We start from the raw sequence: 20,987 nt of genomic DNA on the forward strand, positions 1-20,987 counted from the left end.
ATGCTGCTTGCCCACAGCATTGTGCGGGCGCGGCAAGCCCCCATGTTGCGTCCGGGACGTGTCGCCCTGTAGATGCGGCGCCAGACCATTTTCCGGAAGAAACGATGACCGCCACTCACTCCACGCGCATGCTGATCCTGGGTTCGGGCCCCGCCGGGCTATCCGCCGCCATTTATGGCGCGCGCGCAGGGCTGGCGCCGATCGTGGTGCAGGGCATCCAGCCGGGCGGGCAGCTGATGACCACGACCGACGTGGAGAACTACCCCGGCTTCCGCGAAGTGATCCAGGGGCCGTGGCTGATGCAGGAGATGCAGGCCCAGGCCGAGCATGTCGGCGCGCAGATGCTGTGGGACACGATCGTCGAGGTCGACGTGTCCCAGCGGCCGTTCCGCATGGTGGGCGACAGCGGCACGATCTATCTGGGCGATGTGCTGGTGATCGCCACTGGTGCGCAGGCGCGCTGGCTGGGGCTGGACAGCGAGGAGCTGTTGAAGGGCAAGGGCGTGAGCGCGTGCGCGACGTGCGACGGCTTCTTCTTCCGCGGCAAGAAGGTGGCGGTGATCGGCGGCGGCAACACCGCGGTCGAGGAAGCGCTGTACCTGACCAACCACAGCCATGACGTGACGCTGATCCACCGCCGCGATTCGCTGCGCGCCGAGAAGATCCTCCAGCAGCGGCTCCACGCGAATGACCGCATCAGCACGCTGTGGAACAAGAAGGTGGAGCGCTTCATCGGCGGCGGCATGCCTGAGGGGTTGGTCGGCATCGAGCTGAAGGACACGGTGACGGGCGAGTTGTCGACGCTGGAGGTCGATGGCGGCTTCGTGGCGATCGGGCATCATCCGGCGACCGAGCTGTTCCGCGGGCACATCGCGCTGGACGATGACGGCTATATCACCGTCGAAAAGGGCACGACCCGGACCAGCGTGCCCGGCGTGTTCGCGTGCGGCGACGTGATGGACAAGCATTACCGCCAGGCGATCACCGCGGCCGGTACCGGCTGTATGGCGGCGCTGGACGCCGAGCGCTTCCTGGCCGAAGCGGATTTCGAGCAGATCGCCGAAGCGGCGGAGTGAGGCGCTAGCCGGGCTGGAGCGCGGCGAGGAGCTGAGTGAATAGCCAGTCCTTGTCGCCTTCGCCGGCGAAGCTGTGGCTGGCGGTGTCGCGCTGTTCGATCGGAGTGCGGCCACGTACTGCGTCGAAGCGGCTGCTGCGATAGTCGTGGAGGAAAGCGATAGCGGTGTGATCGCGGCTGGCGATCAGGAAGCGCGCCGGCACAGCCGTGCGCAGGGCGCGGGACGCGCGGGCAGCTAAGCCATCATCCTCTGATTGTATCGGAGCAGATGCTCGCAAGCCCCTCAACAGCTTGGCGAGATCCACGCCACCTCTAAGCAGGCGTAGCCATTCTCGCGGATTCTTCAGCCGGGCGGCGTAGTGCGCGCGGATAGCGGCGGGTGCGGGAAGGTCGTCCTGTCGCGGCTCGACCAGCCACGGATTGGCGAGGACCAGCGCGTCGATGGCGGCGCGGTCGTGGAAGAGGATGAGTGCGGTGGCGGCGTCGCAATTGCCGAAGGCGACCAGGCGGTCGAGCTTCGCGGCCCTGCGGAAGGCAGCGGCGGCGTGGGCGATGTCGGGGCAGCTGCTTTCGAAGCCGTCATTTTCACCTTCCGAGTCGCCGATGCCGCGGCGGTCAAAGCGGAACACGGGGTGCCCGGCCTCGGCCGAGCGCTGGGCGAGGCGGGCCATGCCGCGATGCGCGCCCATGCGCAGTTCGTTGCCGCCCGAGACGATCAGCAGGCCGGTGCGGCCTGGCGCCTCGTCGAGCGTGCCCACCAGCGTGGCGCCATTGCAGCGAAAGGCGATCAGCCTTCGCATGCGCGCACCCAGGCAGCGATGTCGTCGGCGAGCAATGCGGCGAGTGCTGGATCATGGCCGGGTTCGGCGCGGCGCCACAAGGGGACGCCCGGGACCTTGCGGTCGGCGGGACGTGGATCGCTGTCGAGGCGGACGATGCGGAGCGGGCCGGGATCGGCGTCGGTGGTAGCGGCCTTGAGTTCGGCAACCATGGCGGCGGTCAGGAGGTTGCCGCCGACCAGCATGGGGGCGTCGTCGCTCGCCGGGCTGGACTTGCCCGCCTGGGCGATGCGGAGCAGTTCGGTCATCAGGACTTCGCCCTCGACCGGGGAGAAGTGCCAGCGCGCACGGACGAAGGCGTGCGGGTCGAGCAGCGCGCCGCTGCGAATGCCGCAGGCATGGACTCGCCGGGCACCGAGATGATCGACCGCCGCCCCCATCGCGGCACGCATTTCCGAAAGCGTGGTTTCTTCGATCTGAGTCAGGCTTTCGCCGGTGCCAGGAAGGTCGGGCAGAGCAGAGGCGATGCCGCGTCCCGCCAACAGCCGCATAAGGGCGGCCGCGAAGGTGCGGGTGCGGTTGGCTTCCTCGAACAAGGGAAGCGCGACGAGGACGACCGGGCCAGTGGCGGGGCCGAAGCGAAGCATCGCTTCGCGGCCACCGGACCAGTCGTACCAGTCGATCAACGCAGCGCCTTGTCCGCGGCGAAGCGCGTCAGGGCGCCGAAGCTTTCGAGCATGTCGCCATCGACTTCGTCATCCTCGATCAGGATGGCTAACCGATCCTCAAGTTCGGTAAGCACGCCGGCGACCGCAAGTGAATCGAGTTCGGGCAGGGCGCCGAACAGCGGTGTGCTTTCGTCGAACGCAGCGACCCGCGCCTCGCTGAGCCCCAGCACATCGCGCAGGACTCCGCGCACTGCCTTTTCGACCTCGGCAAACCCTTCACGCTGCAATGCCATTCCCCTGCGTGCTATTTTTCGCTGCCCTAAGGGTTGGCGGGTGCGCTGCCAAGGCTAAGGGTGGCGGGATGATCGCCCTGGATCCCGTTCCCCGCCCGATCGACCATCTGCCGGCACGTGGCGCGCCCGGTGCCGTGGCATTGCAGGACCGCGCGGGCACGCTCGATTATGCCTGGTTGGAGGCACAGGTCGGGCGCACGGCGCACGCGCTGTCGCAGCTTGGGCTGGGCGCCGGTGAGCGGGTGGCGACGTGGCTGCCCAAGACCCGCGCGGCGTGCGTGATGCCGCTGGCGGCGGCGCGAGCGGGGCTGGTGCATGTTCCGGTCAACCCGGTGCTGAAGCGTGGGCAGGTGGCACATATCCTGGCCGATAGCGGCGCGCGGGCGCTGGTGACTCAGCCAGCGCGGTTGGAGGCGCTCGAGGCTGGTGATCTGCCGCCCGACTGCCGGGTTCTGGTGGAGGGTGAACTCGCGGGCACGGGCATGCTGCCGCCGTCGGACGCCGACCCCGAAACACTGGCGGCAATCCTCTACACCTCTGGTTCTACCGGGCGGCCCAAGGGTGTGATGCTAAGTCATGCCAATTTGTGGCTCGGCGCCATCAGCGTAGCGCACTACCTTAAGATCGAATCTGAGGACAGCATGCTGGCGGTGCTGCCGCTCAGCTTCGATTATGGGCAGAATCAGCTATTCTCGACCTGGGCAGCGGGTGGGCGGGTCGCTCCGCTCGATTATCTGACCGCGCGCGATGTGGTGAAGGCAGTCGAGCGGTACGGCGTCACCACACTGGCCGGGGTCCCGCCCTTGTGGGTGCAACTGCTGGAGGCGGAGTGGCCTGTTGAGATTGCGTCCAAGCTTCGCCGGATAACCAATTCCGGTGGCGCGCTGACGCCGCGCATGGTGCGCGGGCTGCGCGAACGATTTCCGCAGGCCGATCTATACCCGATGTACGGACTGACCGAGGCCTTTCGTTCGACGTATCTCGACCCCGATCTGGTCGATGCGAACCCGGATTCGATCGGGGGAGCGATCCCCTTTGCCGAGATCCTGGTGGTGCGGCCGGACGGCAGCCAAGCAGTTGCGGGTGAGCCAGGCGAACTGGTCCATGCCGGCCCGTTGGTGGCGAAGGGCTATTGGCAAGACGCCGAACGAACGGCGCAGCGTTTTCGGCAGGCTCCGGCTTTCGCGCGGAGCAGCGGCATGGCAGTGTGGTCGGGCGACACGGTGGTCAAGGGCGAAGACGGGCTGCTGCGCTTCGTCGGCCGTGACGACGAGATGATCAAGTCGGCGGGTAACCGCATCAGCCCGACCGAAGTGGAAGAAGCGGTGCTCTCGGGTGGCGAGACCAACGAGGCGGTTGCGATCGGGATTGCCGACGAGCGGCTGGGACACGCTATCGTCGTGGTAGCGCGCGGCGACGGCGCGAGCGAGGACGCGCTACGTGCCCGACTGCGGCGCGAGCTGCCGAGCTTCATGCAGCCGGCGCGATATGAATGGCGCGAGGCGTTGCCGAGGAACGCGAACGGCAAAGTGGATCGGGCTGCCTTGAAAGTGTCTCTGGCCGGTACTGCGGGCGAGGGGCAAGAAACCGACGGGCATGCGACAAGCTCAGGCCGAACGGAGAGAGGCGGGTTATGAACTCCAAGGCTTTTGGCCCGATCCCGCCGGAGTTTCGTCATTTTTCCGCGCTGCCGTGGCTGGACGAGGTGACCCCGGCCTATGTCTATGACTTCGGCGTGGTGGCGGCGCGGATCGCGGGATTGCGGGCAGCGCTGCCCAGCCAAGTCGCGCTGCATTATGCGATCAAGGCCAACCCGCTGCCGGCGCTGCTCGCCGGGATTGCGCCGCTGGTCGATGGGCTGGACGTGGCGTCGGCCGGGGAACTGGCGCGCGCGTTGGGGCACAAGCCGGCCGAGGCGGTCAGCTTTGCGGGTCCCGGCAAGCGCGACTTCGAACTGGAAGCGGCGATCACCGCCGGCGCGACACTGAACCTCGAGTCCGAGGGCGAAGCGGAGCGCGCGCTGGCGATGGGCGAGCGGCTTGGCGCCACGCCTAAGCTGGCGGTGCGAGTCAATCCGGATTTCGAATTGCGCGGATCGGGCATGCGAATGGGCGGGCGGGCTTCGCCGTTCGGCATCGACGCGGCGCGCGTGCCGACGCTGGTGAAGCGGCTGATCGCGGCGGGCGCGGACTGGCGCGGGTTCCATATCTTCGCTGGGTCGCAGTCGCTGGACACCGCTGCGATCATCGAGACGCAGGCGGCGACGATCGCGCTTGCGCGGCGGCTGAGCGACGAGGCTGGCGCGGTGCCGCCGTTGGTCAACGTGGGCGGCGGTTTCGGAATTCCTTACTTCGCGGGTGACACGCCGGTCGATGTGGCGGCGGTGGGCGCGGCGCTGGCGCAGGCCGCCGCGACCTTTGCGGGCACGCAGTTCGCCGTCGAGCTTGGCCGCTATCTGGTCGGGGAGGCCGGCGTCTATCTGACGCGGGTGATCGACCGAAAGGAGAGCCAGGGCGAGACGTTCCTGGTGGTGGACGGCGGCTTGCACCAACATCTGGCCGCGACCGGCAATTTCGGCATGGTCGTGCGGCGCAATTATCCCGTCGCGGTGGCCCATCGTATGCAGGACGGGGCGGAAGAAATCGTCAGCGTGGTAGGGCCGCTGTGTACGCCGCTCGACCGGCTGGCGGACAAGGTGGCGTTGCCGCGCGCGGAGGTGGGTGACGTCATCGCGATCTTCGCTTCGGGCGCCTATGGCGCGTCCGCGAGCCCGGCGGCGTTTCTGGGACATGCGCCGGTTCGGGAAGTGCTGGCCGGCATCCCGCACACCTAACAGTATTTTTACCTATCGAGCGCATAGCCAGAGCTGATCCACGCGGAAATGCGGCCGACATAATGGCCGCGATCGAGCCGCATGGAAGGGAGCTCGGACAATGGCGTTGTATCGGTTGGGCAGGGTTTCAGCGGCGCTTGGCGTCATCGGGACCGTGCTGTCGAGTTGCGCAGCGGGCAGCGGACCCGAGCTGCCGCCGGCGACCTTTGTCGCGACTCGCGAAGTGCCGAGCGACGAATATGTGATCGGTCCCCTCGACCAGCTGAACGTGTTCGTGTGGCGCAATCCGGAGTTAAGCGCGAAGGTGCAAGTGCGCCCCGATGGCCGCATCACCACGCCGCTGATCAGCGACATGCCGGCAGTGGGCAAGACCCCGGCAATGCTGGCCGACGACATGAAGATCGCGCTGGGCGAGTTCATCAAGGACCCGATCGTATCGGTGATCGTGGAGAATTTCTCCGGCACCTATAGCCAGCAGATCCGCGTCGTCGGCGCTACCGAGAAGCCGGCATCAATCCCGTACCGGGCCAATATGACCGCGCTGGACGCGATGATCGCCGTCGGCGGACTTTCCGAGTTCGCGTCGGGCAACCGATCGCGGCTGGTGCGCCATGACCGACAAACTGGCAAGCAGCGCGAGTATCGTGTGCGGCTGGGCGACCTGCTGAAGAATGGCGACGTGTCGGCGAACGTCAAGCTGGAGCCCGGCGACGTGCTGATCATCCCGCAGAGCATGTTCTAACCATGGGCAGCCTGTACGACGAACTGCGCGCGGCGCTGCATGCGGTGTGGATGCGCCGATGGATTGCGCTGGGCATTGCCTGGGGCGTGTGCCTGCTCGGCTGGCTCGTCGTATCGCAGATGCCCAACAGTTATGAGTCGCGGGCGCGAATCTTCGTGCAGATGCGTCAGATCCTGCCAACCGATGGCGTGACCGCCGCGCAGCAGCAAAAGGATATCGACCGGGTTCGCCAGACGCTGACCTCGGCCGTCAATCTGGACAAGGTCGTGCGCAGCACCGACCTGTCGCGCACTGTGTCGAACGAGCGTGACATCGCCGACCGGGTTGCCGGATTGCAGCAGGCGATCAAGCTGACCGCACAGCAGGACAATCTGTTCGAAATCACGGTCACGGCGTCGAGCGGGGCGCTGGCCAAGCAGATCGCCCAGAAGTTGATCGACATTTTCGTCGAGGACAACCTTGCCGACAATCGTGACCAGTCCAGCCAGTCGCTCCAGTTCCTCGACGCGCAGCTCAACGAGCGGCAGAAGCAATTGCAGGATGCCGAGGCGAAGCGGGCGGACTTCCAGTCGCGCTATCTGGGCGCGCTGCCGGGCACCGGATCGTTGCAGGAGCGCGTGAGCGCGGCGCGCACGCAGCTGGCGCAGATCCAAGCGGACCTGGCGGCGGCGCAGAGCAGCCTGAGCGCGGTGAATGGCCAGATGGCGGGTACGCCCGCCAACCTGCCCGGCGCCGCCGGCGAGACGGTGACCGGCCCGGCGCGGGCGCGGCTGCTGACGATCCAGGGGCAGTTGGCCGACGCGCGCGCCAAGGGGTGGACCGACCAGCATCCCGATGTGGTGGCGCTGAACAGCCAGCTTGCGGCGGCGCAGGCCGCGGCGCGCGGAGAGCCGATGGCGCGAAGCGGCGCGGCGGGATCGTCGAACCCTTATTATCTGGGGCTCAAGTCGATGCAGGCCGACAAGGCGTCGACCGTGGCGGCGCTTAACGAGCGCCGGAATCAGATCGAAGGCGACTTGGCCCAACTTCAGTCGAAGATGCAGCAGGACCCTGGCGTCGCCGCCGAACAAGGCGAGATCGAACGCGAATATCAGGTGCTGAAAGACCAGTATGAGAAGCTGCTGGCCAACCGCGAGCAAGTGAAGATTTCTGCGCAGGCGCAGAACATCAGCGACGCCGTGAAGTTCAACGTCGTCGATCCGCCAACCCAGCCGCGCGCACCGGCCAAGCCCAATCGGCCATTGCTGCTTGCCGCGGTGCTGTTCGTCGGGGTTGGCGCGGGCGTGGCGGCGGCGTTCGCGCTGGCCAAGCTCCAGACGACCTTCCCGACGGCGTCGCGGCTGGAAAAGGCGAGCGGCATGCCGGTGATCGGATCGATCGGGGAAGTGCTGACGGCTGCCCAGATCGAGATGCGCCGCCGCAAGCTGCGGCTGTTCGCCGGCGGGTTCGCGGCGCTGCTGGTGGCGTTTGTCGGGCTGCTCAGCGTCGAATTCATCCAGCGCGGCATGGGGGCCTGAGCATGAACGATCATACCCCTCGTCGGCTTCGCGGATCGCTGCTGGAACGCGCTGCGGGACGGTTCGACTATGCGGGCATGCCGCCGCTGCCGCCGTTGCACCCTGCCGCGCGGGCGACGCCTGACGTGCGCGCGGTGGAGCCTGTGGCTCTAGCGGAGCCTGTGGCTGCGGCGGTCGCGCCGGAGCCGGCCCATGTGTCGCCGTTCTTGAGCGACGATGCTTTTGCGCCGCCCGTGCCTGAGCCGACGCTAGTGCCTGAATTTGTGCCGGCGGCTGAGGTTGTGGCGGTGGCGGCGCCGGAAGCGGCGAGTGACGCGCTCGAGCTCGATGCTGCCTTGCTGGCACCCGACATCCCCCAAGCCGGGGCGTCGGCGATCGACCGCGCGCTGCTGCGCGAGCATGGCATGATCGTGCCGGGGGCGGCGATCACGCCGCTGGCCGAGGAATTCCGGATGGTGAAGCGCCAGTTGCTCACCACCGCGCGGGCCGTCGCTGCAAAGGGCACGGCGGAAGCGGGTGACCGGGCGCGGATGGTCCTGGTATGTTCGGCGCGACCGAATGAAGGCAAGACCTTCTGTGCGATCAACCTGGCGCTGTCGATGGCGGCCGAGAAGGATATGGAGATCCTGCTGGTCGATGCCGACTTCGCCAAGCCCGATGTGCTGGAGCGCTTGGGACTGGCGAGTGGACCGGGGCTGCTCGACGCGCTGAGCGGGGCCGTGGCGGATGTGGAAAGCTGCATCCTCACGACCGACGTGCCGCAGCTGTCGGTGCTGCCAGCGGGTGCGCTGAGCAACAACGATACCGAGCTGCTGGCGAGCGACCGGGCGCGGGCGATCCTGGATGGGCTCGCCTCGGCCAATCCGCGCCGCATCGTGATTTTCGATTCGCCGCCGGCGCTGGCGGCATCGCCGGCTTCGGTGCTGGCCTTCCATGTCGGCCAGGCGATGCTGGTGGTGCGTGCCGACGAAACCACCGAGAGCGACCTGCGCGAGGCGGTGAACACGCTCGACGCCTGCGAGCATATTCAGCTGGTGCTCAATTCGGTGTCGTTCCAGCCGGGTGGACGGCGGTTCGGCAGCTATTATGGGGAGGCGGTGGAATGAGCCGGCAGCTGATCCTGGTGGCGCTGGCCGCGAGTGCGGCGGCGCACCCCGCATGGGCGCAGCGCGCGCAGATCTCGCCCTATATCGAGGCGAGCCAGGTGCTTGCCGCCGATTTGGGCGATGGCGGCGACGTGCTGACTTATTCGACGCTGGGCGTAGGGTTCGACGCATCGGTGCAGACGCGCCGAGTCGAGGTGCAGGTGAGCTATCAGTATGAGCGCCGCTTCGCCTATGACAAGGATCTGGCCGACGACGACATGCATAGCGGCCTGGCGCGCGCGAATGTGGTGGTGGCGCCGGGCGTCACGATAGAGGGCGGCGCCATTGCCACGCGCACCCGCGCCGATGTGCGCGGCGACGCTCTCAACACGCAGCAGGGCAATATCCGCAACGTCAGCCAGGTCTTTTCCGGCTATGTTGGGCCCAGCGTCGCGACGCATATCGGGCCGGCGTTCGCCAACGCGGCGTACCGCTTCGGCTATACCAAGGTGGAGGCGCCGAACGGCACCGGCGTCGCAGCGGGCGCTACGCCGCTGGACCTGTATGACGATTCCAAGGTGCATGTCGCGACCGCCAGCGTCGGCGTGAAGGCGGGCACGGTCTTGCCGGTCGGCGTGACGGTGAGCGGGTCGTACACCCGCGAGGATGCCGGGCAGCTCGACCAGCGGTTCGAAGGCAAATATGGCCGCGGCGACGTGGTGGTGCCGGTGGCGCCGTCGGTCGCGCTGACCGCCGGCGTCGGCTACGAACAGATCGAAGTGAGCCAGCGCGACGCGCTGCGCAATGCGGCCGGGCAGCCGGTGCGCGACAATGCCGGGCGGTTCGTGACCGATCCAGCTTCGCCGCGGCGCATCGCCTATGACCTGGACGGGGTGTTCTGGGACGCGGGCGTGATCTGGCGCCCCAGCCGCCGGACCTTCCTGGAAGCACGCTATGGGCGGCGCTATGACTCGGACAGCTTCACCGGGTCGTTCAGCTATGAGATGGCCGCCGGCAGCGGCATCCAGGTGGGCGTGTACGACTCGGTGCAGACCTTTGGTCAGCAGCTGAACGGCACCTTGTCGCGGCTGCCGACCAGCTTCAACACGACCACCGATCCATTCGGCAACGAATTCAGCGGCTGCATCTATGGCACCACGGGGGCTGCTGCAGGCGGATGCCTGAACAACGTGTTCGCGTCGTCGGTGACGTCGGCGTTCCGCTCGCGCGGGATCACCGCGGTGGCGGTGCGCAACCGTGGCGGCAAGACGCTGGGCCTGGGCGGCGGCTATTCGCGGCGCTCGTTCCTGGCGCCGTCCGAAGGTGGCAGTGCGCTTATCGCCGGATCGTTCGACGAAAGCTTCTATGCGCAGCTGTTCGGATCGAGCGATGTCGGTGCCAATGGCCAGCTGAGCGGCAGCCTGCTCGCCAGCTATTATAACAGCAGTCTGGGTGAGGACGGTGTCCTCGGCTGGGGCGCGAACGTGGCCTATACCCATCAGTTCGGACGGCTTGGGGCGACCGCATCGCTCGGCATGTTCGGTTTCGAGCGGGACGGTGACTCCAGCGCTTCGGCGCAGGCGTTGCTTGGCCTGCGCTACGGTTTCTAAAAGTCGGGAAAGCATGATGTACGACGATCATTATGGACTGAGCGGGCGGCCGTTCCAGCTGACGCCGGATCCCGATTTCTGGTTCGACACGGCTACGCACCGCAAGGCGATGGCGTATCTCGGCTATGGCCTGAGCCAGGGTGAGGGCTTTGTGGTCATCACCGGCGAACCGGGCACGGGCAAGACCACGCTGATGGGGCATTTGCTGGCGGAGATCGACCGCGAGCGGCTGAATGTGCTCAAGCTGGTGTCGACTCAGATTGCGGCCGACGATCTTCTGCGGATGGTGTGCGCAGGCCTCGACATCGACAGTGTCGGCATGAGCAAGGCCGAGATGCTGTCGGCGATCGAGCGCGGATTGCATACCGTCGCGCGTTCGGGACGGCGCACGCTGCTGATCGTCGATGAGGCGCAGGCGCTGCCGATCGACAGCCTGGAGGAGCTGCGCATGCTCTCCAACTTCCAGGCCGGCGGTTACCCGCTGTTGCAAATATTCCTGATGGGCCAGCCCGAATTCCGGCAGACGCTGTCCGATCAGCGCCTCGAGCAGCTGCGCCAGCGCGTGATCGCGATGCATCATCTGGCGCCGATCGACACCGATGAGGTCGAGCCGTATTTGATCCACCGCCTGTCGTGCGTCGGCTGGCGGGGCAAGCCGCGCTTCACCAACGACGCGATCTCGTCGATGCACCGCTGGTCGGGCGGCGTTCCGCGCCGGCTGAATCAGCTGGCGAGCCGCGTGATGCTGTTCGGTGCGATCGAGCGGATCGACACCTTCAGCGGCCATGACGTGGCGGCGGTGATCGCGGACCTGGACAGCGACACCGCGCCGTTGCGCGCAGTGCCGACTAGGGCGTTCGAGGAGCGCTTCCCCGAGCGCGAGGCCAAACCGGTCGCGGTCGATCTGCCGCGGGCAACGCCCGAGCCTGCGCCTTCTGCGGCGACGATACCGGAGCGCCTTGAGCGCCGAATCGGCGACGCGGCGCTAAACCGGCGCATCGGCGAGCTGGAGCAGCAGTTGCAACAGCAGGACGCGGCGCTGCGCCGGGTGCTGACGCTGCTGGTCGACTGGGTGGAAACCGGCGCGACGCCGAGCCGTCCCGATATCGCGTCGCTGCACGGCACTGCCGCCTGACGCCGATGGTCACCAACGCGCTGACCGTGGATGTCGAGGACTGGTTCCAGGTCGGCGCGTTCGAGACGGTGATCGACCGTGCCGGTTGGGACGATCTCGACACGCGCGTGGAAGCGAATACCGACCGTGTGCTGGACCTGTTTGCGGCCGCCCGGGTGACAGGCACGTTCTTCACGCTGGGCTGGGTCGCGCATCGCCACCCGGCGCTGATCCGGCGGGTCGTTGAAGCCGGGCACGAGGTCGCCAGCCATGGCTGGGATCATGCGCGGGTGTTCACCATGGATGCGGATGCGTTCCGGGCTGATCTGGCGCAAGCCAAGGCGGCGCTGGAGGATGCCGGTGGCGTGGCCGTGACTGGCTATCGTGCGCCGAGCTTCTCTATCGACGCCCGAGTGCCCTGGGCGCATGCGGTGCTGGCCGAAGCCGGCTATCATTATTCATCAAGCGTCGCCCCGATCCAACACGACCATTATGGCGTGCCCGACGCGCCGCGACGGACTTATCGCCCAGTACCGGGCGCCGAACTGATCGAGATGCCAATCACCATCGCCCGAGTGTGGGGACGCGAGGTGACGACTGGCGGCGGGTTCTTCCGCCTGTTGCCGAGCGGCGTGACCGCGCGCGCGATCCGCGCCGCCAACGCGGAACAAGCGCCGGCGATCTTCTATTTTCACCCCTGGGAAATCGACCCTGCGCAGCCGCGCGTGCGGGCAGCACCGCTCAAGTCCAAGATCCGGCATTATTCGCGCCTGGGCGCGATGCATGGCAAGCTGGAGCGGCTGATCGCGACGCATCGCTGGGGGCGGATGGACCGGATCGCGGCGCAAGAGGCGGCGCGGCTGGCATGAACGTTCCGATCCTCCCGAGCGCGTTGGCGCTGCGCACCGCCGATCTGCGCGACCCGGCCGAGCGCGCGCGGATAGAGGCCTGGGTGCAGACGCAGGCCGAGGCGACGCCGTTCCATCTACCGCATTGGAGCATGGCAGTGGCGCACGGTTGTGGGCAGCGCAGCCATTATCTGGTGGCCGAGCGGGCGAACGGTGCATTCGCCGGGGTGCTGCCACTAACCGAACTGCATTCGCCGTTCTTCGGACGGGCACTGGCTTCGGCTGGGTTCGGCGTCGGCGGCGGCGTGCTGGCAGCGGCACCGGGCGTCGCCCGGCAGCTTGCGGACGGGGCGATGGCACTGGCGCGGCGGCTGCATTGTACCACCGTGGAGCTGCGCGGCGGTGTGCGCCCGGGCGGGGAGTGGCAGGAAGACGCGGAGACCTATCTGGGCTTTGTGCGCCCGATCGCGGTTGATGATGACGCCGAGTTGCTGGCGATCCCCCGCAAGCAGCGGGCGGAGGTGCGCCGCGCGCTTGGCAACCAGCTGGAGGTGATGACCGGCCGGGGTGCCGAGCATGCCCGCGCGCACTACGCCATTTATGCGGAGTCGGTGCGCAATCTGGGTACGCCGGTTTTCCCGAAACGGCTGTTCACGGAAGTGATGGCGCGGTTCGGCGAGGCGGCCGATATATTGATCGTGCGGCATCAGGGCGTTGCCGTGGCCAGCGTGCTGAGCCTGTATTGGAACGGCACGGTCTATCCCTATTGGGGCGGCGGAACCGCCGCGGCGCGCGGTCTACGCGCCAATGACCGGATGTACTTTGCGCTGATGGGGCATGCTCGCGCCCGAGGATGCGACCGGTTCGACTTTGGGCGGTCCAAGGCGGGAACGGGGGCGGCGGCGTTCAAGAAGAATTGGGGCTTTGAGCCGGTGCCGCTTACCTATTTCAAGCGCACCACCGATGGATCCACGCCGCGCAGCGTCAACCCGCTCGACCCGAAGTACAGCCTGCAAGTGCGCACGTGGAAACGCATGCCCCTGTGGGCGGCCAATCGCGTGGGACCCTGGATCGCCAAGGGGCTGGGGTGATGGCCGACATATTGTTCCTGGCGCACCGCGTGCCCTATCCTCCCGATCGTGGCGACAAGATCCGCAGCTTCCACCTGTTGAAGCATCTTGCCGAGCGGCACCGCGTGCATCTGGTGACTTTTGCGGAAGGGCCGGATGATCTGGGGCACGACGCGGCGCTTGGCCGCTTTGCGGCCAGCCAGACGGTGGTGCGCCGCGCGAAACCGCATGCCGTGGCGGCTGCGCAGGCAATACTGTCGGGCAGGCCGGTTTCGCTGTGCGCGTTCGACAATGGCCGGATGCGCGACGCGGTGCGGGGCGTGATCAAGCGCGAGCCGATCGGCGCAGTGTTCGTCTTTTCCGGACAAATGGCACAGCATGTGCCGGATGGCGGCCCGCCGCTGATCATGGACTTTGTCGACATGGATTCGGCCAAGTTCGCTGGCTATGCCCAGGCCGGACGTGGCCCGATGCAGTGGATGCTGGCGCGCGAGGCACGGCTGTTGAGGACCTTCGAGGCGCAGGTTGCTGCGCGCGCGCATGCCAGCCTGTTCGTCAGCGCCGCGGAAGCAGCGTTGTTCAAGCGGGACACGGGCGCCGCACGGGTCGAGGTGGTGGAGAACGGCATCGACACTGCGGGCTTCGCGCCCGACGCGCCGTTCGAACGGCCCGGACTTGGCCCGGTCTCGATCGTGTTCACCGGCCAAATGGATTACCGGCCCAATATCGAAGGCGTGACCTGGTTCGCCCAAGCGGTCTTGCCGCGCATCCGGGAGGCGCGGGCTGACGCGGAGTTCGTGATCGTCGGGCGCAATCCGACTCAAGCGGTGCAGGCACTCGGCCGGTCGCCGGGAGTGCGCGTAACGGGAGCGGTAGCCGATACGCGCGGCTGGCTTGCCGAGGCTGCGGTCGTCGTGGCGCCGTTGCTGTTGGCGCGCGGGATCCAGAACAAGGTGCTGGAAGGGATGGCGATGGCGCGGCCGGTGGTTGCGTCCGCACAAGCCGCAGAAGGCATCGATCATTGCGGTACTATCGCGGTCGCCGCGCATGCCACGGGAATGGCAGCGGCGATCGTGCAGCTTCTGGCCGATCGGGCGCGAGCGACCACGCTGGGAAGTAGCGCGCGGCAGCAAGTTACCGCGCGCTATGGCTGGCCCGCGGCGATGCGCGCGTTGGACCGGGTCATGGCGCCGCTGTTCGACACGCCGGTGCAGGAGCGCGCGGCATGACCATCCACATGCCGCTGCGTCAGTTCCGGCCGCCCGCGATCCGCTTTCACGACAACTGGATGCGCGCGGCAATGGTGCTGACGGGTGCCTGGGCGGCGCTGCTGGTGCTGTTCCACCGTGACACGGCCGACCTTGCAACGATCTATTGGACCAACACGACCTTTGGCCACTGCCTGTTCGTGGCGCCGGTGGTCGGCTGGCTGGTGTGGCAGCGGCGGCGCGAACTGGCGCTGGTGCGCCCCGAGGGCTGGTGGCCGGGACTCGTGCTGGTGCTGGGCGGCGGCTTGTGCTGGCTGATCGGCGATGCGGCGGGCGTGGCGCTGTTCCGGCACCTTGGCCTGGTGGTGATGCTGCAAGGCGCGGCCATCGGCGTATTGGGGGCGAACGTCGCCCGGGCGCTGCTGTTTCCACTTTGCTACATGTTCTTCCTGGTGCCGTTCGGCGAGTTTTTCGAGCCGCCGCTGCAGCAGCTGACGATCGGCATGGTGATGCCGCTGTTGCATCTGTTCGGGGTGCCGGCGAGCGTGGACGGGGTGCTGATCACCACCTCCAACGGCTATTTCGAAGTCGCCGAGGCGTGTTCGGGCGCCAAGTTCCTGATCGCGATGATCGCCTATGGCGTGCTGGTCGCCAATGTTTGCTATCGTTCGTGGCGGCGGCGGATCGCCTTCATGGCGCTGGCGCTGGTGGTGCCGGTGATCGCCAACGGGCTGCGCGCGTTCGGAACGATCTATGTCGCCTGGTGGACCTCGGTCGAGCAGGCGACGGGCATGGACCACATCGTCTATGGCTGGTTCTTCTTCGCCTTTGTGATGGGGACGGTGCTGGCGATCGGGTGGCGGTGGTTCGACCGCGATCCCGATGGACCCTGGTTCGACCCTGCGGCGCTTCAGGCGCAGGTGCCTGGGCGCATCGACGCGCAGATCGCGGCTATCATGGCGGTGCTCATCGCCGGGCTATTCTTCGGCTGGGCCGGTGCCATCGCCGCGCGGGCGACGCCGCTTGGTGCCGCGATGGAGCTGCCGCAGATCGCCGGCTGGCAGCGGCAGGGGCCGACTTCGGAATGGTCGCCCAACTTTCCGGAGGCCGATCGCTTCCTCCAGGCGCGCTATGTCGATCGGGCGGGGCGCGCCGTCGACGTGGCGGTGGCGCTCTATGCCGGGCAGGCCGAGGGCAAGGAGCTGGTCGGCTTTGGCATCGGCGCGATCCGCGAGAATGACCGCTGGGTGCGAGTGGCGGATATCGCGCCCGTGGCCGACGGACACGCGATCCGCATGGTCGACCCCGAACGGGTGGAACGCCAGACGGTTAGTTGGTACCGGGTCGGCGGCACGCTGACCGGGAGCGACAACCGCGTGAAGATCGAGACGTTGAAGACCAAGTTGCTGGGGCGCGATGAGACGGCGAGCGCGGTGCTGATTTCGGCCGAGCAGGGGCGGAATGGCGATGCAGGCGCGGTTATCCAGGACTTTCTCCAAGCGCTCGGACCCGTGGAAGCGTTGGCCGACGAACTCGCCGGCGCGCGCTGATGTGCGGCATCGCGGGGCTATATTACCCCGCCCTGGCCAAGCCGGTCGATCCCGCCCGGATCATGGGCATGACCGACGCGCTGGCGCATCGTGGGCCGGATGGATCGGGCGTGTGGACTGCGCCCGGCGTAGGGCTGGGGCACCGCCGGCTGGCTATCATCGACTTGGCGTGCGGCGCGCAGCCGATGGTGACTCCTGAAGCCGATCTGGTCACCGTGTTCAACGGCGAAATCTATAATTTTCGCGAAGTGCGCGCAGAGTTGGAAGCGAAGGGCGCGCGCTTTGTGACCGACAGCGATACCGAGGTGTTGCTGCACGGCTGGCGCGCCTGGGGACCGGCGATGCTGCCCAAGCTCAACGGCATGTTCGCCTTCGCGCTGTATGACGTGCGGCGGCAGAGCCTGTTCCTGGCGCGCGACCGTTTCGGCGTGAAGCCGCTCCATTTTGCCCAGCTGTCGGACGGAGCGGTGGCGTTCGCCTCCGAGCTGAAGGGGCTGCTCGCGCATCCGCTGCTGCGGCGGCTGCCGGACTTCCGGGCCGTCGAGGATTATCTGGGGCTCGGCTATGTGCCCGATGACGCATCGATCGTGGCGGGGGTGCGCAAGCTTGCCGCCGGGCATTTCCTGCTGCTCCAGCGCGGCAAGCCGGTGCCGGAGCCGGTGCGGTGGTGGGACATCGATTTCTCACGGCGCACTGCCGGCAAGGTCAAGGACCTGGAAGCCGAACTGATCGAGCATATGCGCGCTGCCGTGCGCTCGCGGATGATCGCCGATGTGCCGCTTGGCGCCTTTCTGTCCGGCGGCGTGGATTCGAGCGCGGTGGTCGCGCTGATGGCCGAGGCGAGCAAGACCGCGGTGAAGACCGCGACGATCGGTTTCGCCGAAGCGGATCATGACGAGCGGGCGTATGCCCAGGCGGTGGCGGACCGCTTCGCCACCGCGCACCGTAGCCGCACCGTGGCCGCCGACGATTTCGTGCTGATCGATACGCTGGTGGCGGCGTTCGACGAACCCTTTGCCGACGCTTCGGCGCTGCCCACCTACCGCGTGGCGCAATTAGCGCGCGAGAGCGTCACCGTAGCGCTGTCGGGGGACGGTGCGGACGAGGCGTTTGCCGGCTATCGCCGCTACAGGTTCTTCGCCGCCGAAGAGCGGGTGCGCGCGCTGCTGCCGCAGGGGCTGCGCGCCAATCTTTTCGGCCGGCTGGGGCAGGTTTATCCCAAAGCCGACTGGGCACCGCGGCCGCTGCGCGCCAAGACCACCTTGCTCGCGCTCGCCGAAGGGGGCGAGTTCGCTTATGCCAAGGCAGTGGGAGTGACCACCCCAGCGCTACGCGACGCGCTCTATACCAGCGCGGCCAAGCACCTGCTGGCCGGGCACAGCGCGGAGCGGCGCTACCTTGACGCGATGCGCCAAGCGCCGGCGCGCGATGGACTCGATCGCGCGCAATATGCCGATATGCGTCATTGGCTGCCCGGCGACATCCTGACCAAGGTCGACCGCACCAGCATGGCGGTGGGCCTGGAGGCGCGCGAGCCGTTGCTCGACCATCGGCTGGTGGAGTTCGCCGCCACGCTGCCGCCGTCGCTGCGCATCCGGGCGGGGCAGGGCAAGTGGCTGATGAAGAAGGCCCTGGAGCCCTGGCTGCCCAAGGACATCCTGTACCGGCCCAAGATGGGGTTCGTGACGCCGGTCAGCGCATGGTTTCGCACCGCGCTGGCCGAGCAAGCGGCGGGGCTGGCGCGCTCGCCGGTGCTTGCCGGCACCGGTTGGTTCGAACCCGCGACCATCGAGAAGCTCGCGGCCGACCACAAGGCGGGCAGGGCGGAGCATGGCCGTACGCTGTGGCAGTTGTTGATGCTCGAGCGCAGCCTGATGCGGCTGTTCGGCTGATCAGCGGAACACCGCCATCGCGGCGTGCAGCGTCAGCGCTATCAGGGTCAGAGTGGAAAGGCCGAACAGCCAAAAACGCACGCGGACGCGGTTCACCGTCGCTTGCCACAGGCTGTGCGCGATTCGCAGGGCAACATAGGCCCAGGCGATCCAGGCATTCACGCCGTTGCCCTGGCCGCTGACCGCCAGCACGAGCGCGACGGCGTAGAACACCGTGGGCTGCTCGGTCAGGTGGTTGTAGTTGTGCGCCTTCCACTGCACCGTGGCGGGCAGGCCACGATCGGCATGTGCCCCGGTTGTGCCGACAAGCGTCCGCATCCGGATCCCGGCCGCGCGCATCGCCGGCAGCCGCGTGGCGACCGCCCAGACCAGCATCACCAGCGTCCAGGCGGCGAGCGCCACCACCGGCTTTAGGATATCCGCGTTCATCGCGTGGCCGTCCAGCGGCCCAAGATCTCGGGCCAGGATCGTCCCGGCGCCTGGGCCGGCAGATGCAGCGCGCCGAAGCCGTGCCCGCCGCGCTCCAGCAGATGGGCTTCCACCGGCACCCGGACGCGCTGGCAAGCCTCAACCATCGCGAGGCTCTGCGCCACCGGCACCGTCGCATCATCCATGGCGTGGAGCAGCCAGATCGGGGGTGTGTCGGCAGTTATGCGGTTGAGCGGGGTGTAGCGCGCGAGCAGGCCGGGGTCGCGATTATCACCGAGCAGCATGCCGCTCGACCGGCTGTTCAAGCCGGCAGTGGCGAAGGATACCACGGGATAGACCAGCCCGGCATAAGCGGGCCGCGCCGGCTGGGTGTCGGCTGCGTCCACCGGCGCATAGACACGGTCGGCGTGGCCCACCGCCAGCATCGCGCCGAGATGCCCACCCGCGGAAAAGCCGAGCAGGCCGAGCCTGGCGGGATCGATCCGGTACTTCGCGGCATTGGCTCGGATCAGCCGCATCGCTCGCTGCGCGTCCTGCAGCGGCACGTCGGCATGGTTTCTCCAGCCTTCACGGGGGAGGCGATAGGCGAGCACGAAGACGGTGATCCCCTGTGGGTTCAGCGCGGCGGCTACATCGATGCCTTCGTTGCTGACCGACAGAAAGCCATAGCCGCCGCCGGGGATCGACAGCACCGCGCGGCCATCGGGCTTTTTCGGTCGGTATACCGCGACATAGGGCCGGTCGATGCCGCGTAGCCACAGCTCGGCGCCCTGATAGCCATTGCGTTCGCTGCTCGGCGTAGGAAGCCGGGAGGGCGCACCGGGCGGGGTGTTCGGCCAGAGTGGGAAGTGTTCCGCAGGCGGCCAGACGACTGGCGGTGGAGCCGCCTGCTGCGCGGTGGCCATGGTTGCAAGCGGCAGGGTCGCTGCAACGCCGATCAGGCTCCGGCGGTCGATCTCCATCCTCTTTCCCCTTTATCGGTCGTTCTGCTGGCGCGTGTCGAAGGCGGCGCGTGCCGCCTCGATCCGCGTCAGATTATGTTCGGCCCAGGTCCAAACACCGCAAAATGCCGCCCCGAGGCTGTAGCCGAGTTCGGTCAGCCGGTATTCGACGCGCGGTGGGATCACGGGGTGCACGGTACGCTGCACGAGCCCGTCGCGCTCCATCTGGCGCAACGTTTGGGTGAGCATCTTTTGGCTGATGCCGGGCACCAGCTTGCCGATGCGCGTGAAGCGCTGCTCGCCATGATCGGCCAGCACCTCAAGGATCAGCATCGTCCATTTGTCAGCGACCCGGCCGATCACGTCGGTAACCAGCGCGTCCACGTGCGGATCGGTGTCCGGCCATGGCTTGGTGGGCAACTGCGCCGTCACATCACTCTCCCGCAGGTGCGTATAAATCTTTCCGGTGCCTTCTTACCGGACGATCGTAGCGGAATATATCCGCTGCCATCAACCTGCACACAGGAGACGGCAGATGAAGCGCAGCGGCAATACTATCCTGATCACCGGCGGTGGCAGCGGCATCGGCGAAGCGCTTGCGCACCGCTTCCATGATGCGGGCAACAAGGTGATCATCGCCGGCCGGCGACTGGAGGCGCTGGAAAACGCTTCAGCGGGCCGAGACGACATCCACGCGATGCAGCTCGATGTCGAAAGCGCCGAGGGCGTGGAGGATTTCGCCCGGGGCGTGCTGGCCGAGCATCCTGATCTGAACGTCGTGATCCACAATGCAGGCATCATGCGGTTCGAGGTGCTCGATACCCGGCGCGACCTTGCTGATGCGGAGGCGACGATCACCACCAACCTTCTCGGGCCGATCCGTCTGACCAATGCGCTGATCGATCACCTGGTCGCGGCGCAGAATGCGGCGGTCGTCACCGTCACGTCCGGCCTGGCCTTCGTGCCGCTGGTGGCTACGCCGACCTATTCGGCGACCAAGGCGGCGATCCATTCCTATACCGTGGCGCTCCGCGACGCGCTGAACGGCAAGGTGGAAGTGATCGAGCTAGCACCCCCAGGCGTTCAGACCGAGCTGACCCCGGGGCAGGAAAATCGTCCAGGCTACATGCCGCTCGGCGAGTTCATCGACGAAGTGATGGCGCTGTTCGCCCAGGAGCCGACTCCTTCGGAGATTCTGGTCGAGCGGGTACAAGGGCTGCGCTTCGCCGAGCGGGAAGGGCGGTTCGATGCCGCGCTGGAGATGATCAACGAGTTCGCCCGCAAGGCGCGCGAGGGGCAGTAACCGCTTCCGATCCTCGACCGTGCTGCTGCG

Annotated in this window: 20 protein-coding genes; 14 read left to right on the top strand and 6 right to left on the bottom strand. The window is 67.3% G+C overall.

Going from position 1 to position 20,987, the window contains the following annotated elements; translation table 11 throughout:
• Positions 1 to 104: 104 nt before the first annotated feature.
• Entirely contained in the window at positions 105 to 1,076 is a 972-nt protein-coding gene (gene trxB / locus FHT02_RS00265) for a thioredoxin-disulfide reductase (protein WP_184083082.1), read from the top strand.
• Positions 1,077 to 1,080: 4 nt separating this feature from the next.
• On the opposite strand, the gene FHT02_RS00270 is transcribed toward trxB, so the two are convergent.
• Genes FHT02_RS00270 through FHT02_RS00280 form a run of 3 tightly spaced genes read right to left on the bottom strand, consistent with a single transcriptional unit; the run spans position 1,081 to position 2,815 of the window.
• Positions 1,081 to 1,875, bottom strand: a complete 795-nt coding sequence (locus tag FHT02_RS00270; RefSeq protein WP_184083085.1) for a hydrolase 1, exosortase A system-associated — start codon at positions 1,873 to 1,875, stop codon at positions 1,081 to 1,083.
• Complete coding sequence (locus tag FHT02_RS00275; RefSeq protein WP_246352112.1) at positions 1,863 to 2,540, bottom strand: alpha/beta hydrolase family protein; 678 nt, start codon at positions 2,538 to 2,540, stop codon at positions 1,863 to 1,865. Before FHT02_RS00275 ends, FHT02_RS00270 begins: the two co-directional genes overlap by 13 nt.
• The gene (locus tag FHT02_RS00280; RefSeq protein WP_184083087.1) at positions 2,537 to 2,815 is read right to left on the bottom strand and encodes a phosphopantetheine-binding protein; all 279 of its coding nucleotides are present in this window, start codon (positions 2,813 to 2,815) and stop codon (positions 2,537 to 2,539) included. The genes FHT02_RS00275 and FHT02_RS00280 overlap by 4 nt, the downstream gene beginning before the upstream one ends.
• 68 nt (positions 2,816 to 2,883) lie before the next feature.
• Between FHT02_RS00280 and FHT02_RS00285 the strand changes: the two genes are divergently transcribed.
• The 12 genes from FHT02_RS00285 to FHT02_RS00340 all read left to right on the top strand — a co-directional run bounded on the left by FHT02_RS00285 (position 2,884) and on the right by FHT02_RS00340 (position 18,284).
• Positions 2,884 to 4,452, top strand: coding sequence for an acyl-CoA ligase (AMP-forming), exosortase A system-associated (locus FHT02_RS00285; RefSeq protein ID WP_184083089.1), 1,569 nt, complete (start codon positions 2,884 to 2,886; stop codon positions 4,450 to 4,452).
• Positions 4,449 to 5,648, top strand: coding sequence for a pyridoxal-dependent decarboxylase, exosortase A system-associated (locus tag FHT02_RS00290; RefSeq protein WP_184083091.1), 1,200 nt, complete (start codon positions 4,449 to 4,451; stop codon positions 5,646 to 5,648). The genes FHT02_RS00285 and FHT02_RS00290 overlap by 4 nt, the downstream gene beginning before the upstream one ends.
• A gap of 100 nt (positions 5,649 to 5,748) precedes the next feature.
• On the top strand, positions 5,749 to 6,390 hold the full coding sequence (locus FHT02_RS00295; RefSeq protein ID WP_184083093.1) for an XrtA/PEP-CTERM system exopolysaccharide export protein: 642 nt from the start codon (positions 5,749 to 5,751) through the stop codon (positions 6,388 to 6,390).
• A 2-nt stretch (positions 6,391 to 6,392) separates the two neighbouring features.
• Complete coding sequence (locus tag FHT02_RS00300; protein WP_184083095.1) at positions 6,393 to 7,907, top strand: XrtA system polysaccharide chain length determinant; 1,515 nt, start codon at positions 6,393 to 6,395, stop codon at positions 7,905 to 7,907.
• A gap of 2 nt (positions 7,908 to 7,909) precedes the next feature.
• Complete coding sequence (locus FHT02_RS00305; protein WP_184083097.1) at positions 7,910 to 9,013, top strand: AAA family ATPase; 1,104 nt, start codon at positions 7,910 to 7,912, stop codon at positions 9,011 to 9,013.
• On the top strand, positions 9,010 to 10,602 hold the full coding sequence (locus tag FHT02_RS00310) for a hypothetical protein (protein ID WP_184083100.1): 1,593 nt from the start codon (positions 9,010 to 9,012) through the stop codon (positions 10,600 to 10,602). Before FHT02_RS00305 ends, FHT02_RS00310 begins: the two co-directional genes overlap by 4 nt.
• 16 nt (positions 10,603 to 10,618) lie before the next feature.
• Positions 10,619 to 11,737, top strand: coding sequence for an AAA family ATPase (locus FHT02_RS00315; protein ID WP_184084164.1), 1,119 nt, complete (start codon positions 10,619 to 10,621; stop codon positions 11,735 to 11,737).
• Positions 11,738 to 11,742: 5 nt separating this feature from the next.
• The gene (locus tag FHT02_RS00320) at positions 11,743 to 12,585 is read left to right on the top strand and encodes an XrtA system polysaccharide deacetylase (protein WP_184083101.1); all 843 of its coding nucleotides are present in this window, start codon (positions 11,743 to 11,745) and stop codon (positions 12,583 to 12,585) included.
• A complete protein-coding gene (locus FHT02_RS00325; RefSeq protein WP_184083103.1) occupies positions 12,582 to 13,655 on the top strand; it encodes a FemAB family XrtA/PEP-CTERM system-associated protein in 1,074 nt (357 codons plus the stop codon). The genes FHT02_RS00320 and FHT02_RS00325 overlap by 4 nt, the downstream gene beginning before the upstream one ends.
• Entirely contained in the window at positions 13,655 to 14,863 is a 1,209-nt protein-coding gene (locus FHT02_RS00330; protein WP_184083105.1) for a TIGR03087 family PEP-CTERM/XrtA system glycosyltransferase, read from the top strand. The genes FHT02_RS00325 and FHT02_RS00330 overlap by 1 nt, the downstream gene beginning before the upstream one ends.
• A complete protein-coding gene (gene xrtA / locus FHT02_RS00335; protein WP_246352113.1) occupies positions 14,860 to 16,392 on the top strand; it encodes an exosortase A in 1,533 nt (510 codons plus the stop codon). Before FHT02_RS00330 ends, xrtA begins: the two co-directional genes overlap by 4 nt.
• Positions 16,392 to 18,284 carry an XrtA/PEP-CTERM system amidotransferase gene (locus FHT02_RS00340; RefSeq protein WP_184083107.1) on the top strand — a complete coding sequence of 631 codons (1,893 nt, stop codon included), beginning with the start codon at positions 16,392 to 16,394 and terminating at the stop codon, positions 18,282 to 18,284. The genes xrtA and FHT02_RS00340 overlap by 1 nt, the downstream gene beginning before the upstream one ends.
• Here the strand turns inward: FHT02_RS00340 and FHT02_RS00345 are convergent, their stop codons facing one another.
• The 3 genes from FHT02_RS00345 to FHT02_RS00355 are packed head-to-tail and all read right to left on the bottom strand — an operon-like array spanning position 18,285 to position 20,086.
• Entirely contained in the window at positions 18,285 to 18,713 is a 429-nt protein-coding gene (locus FHT02_RS00345) for an MAPEG family protein (RefSeq protein ID WP_184083115.1), read from the bottom strand.
• Entirely contained in the window at positions 18,710 to 19,675 is a 966-nt protein-coding gene (locus tag FHT02_RS00350; RefSeq protein WP_184083117.1) for an alpha/beta hydrolase, read from the bottom strand. The genes FHT02_RS00345 and FHT02_RS00350 overlap by 4 nt, the downstream gene beginning before the upstream one ends.
• 12 nt (positions 19,676 to 19,687) lie before the next feature.
• Complete coding sequence (locus FHT02_RS00355) at positions 19,688 to 20,086, bottom strand: winged helix-turn-helix transcriptional regulator (protein ID WP_343056784.1); 399 nt, start codon at positions 20,084 to 20,086, stop codon at positions 19,688 to 19,690.
• Between the two features lie 103 nt (positions 20,087 to 20,189).
• On the opposite strand from FHT02_RS00355, the gene FHT02_RS00360 reads away from it, so the two are divergent.
• A complete protein-coding gene (locus tag FHT02_RS00360; protein WP_184083119.1) occupies positions 20,190 to 20,957 on the top strand; it encodes an SDR family oxidoreductase in 768 nt (255 codons plus the stop codon).
• Positions 20,958 to 20,987 lie beyond the last annotated feature (30 nt).

This window comes from Sphingomonas xinjiangensis, from assembly GCF_014199255.1.
In the GTDB taxonomy this organism is placed as follows: domain Bacteria; phylum Pseudomonadota; class Alphaproteobacteria; order Sphingomonadales; family Sphingomonadaceae; genus Sphingomonas; species Sphingomonas xinjiangensis.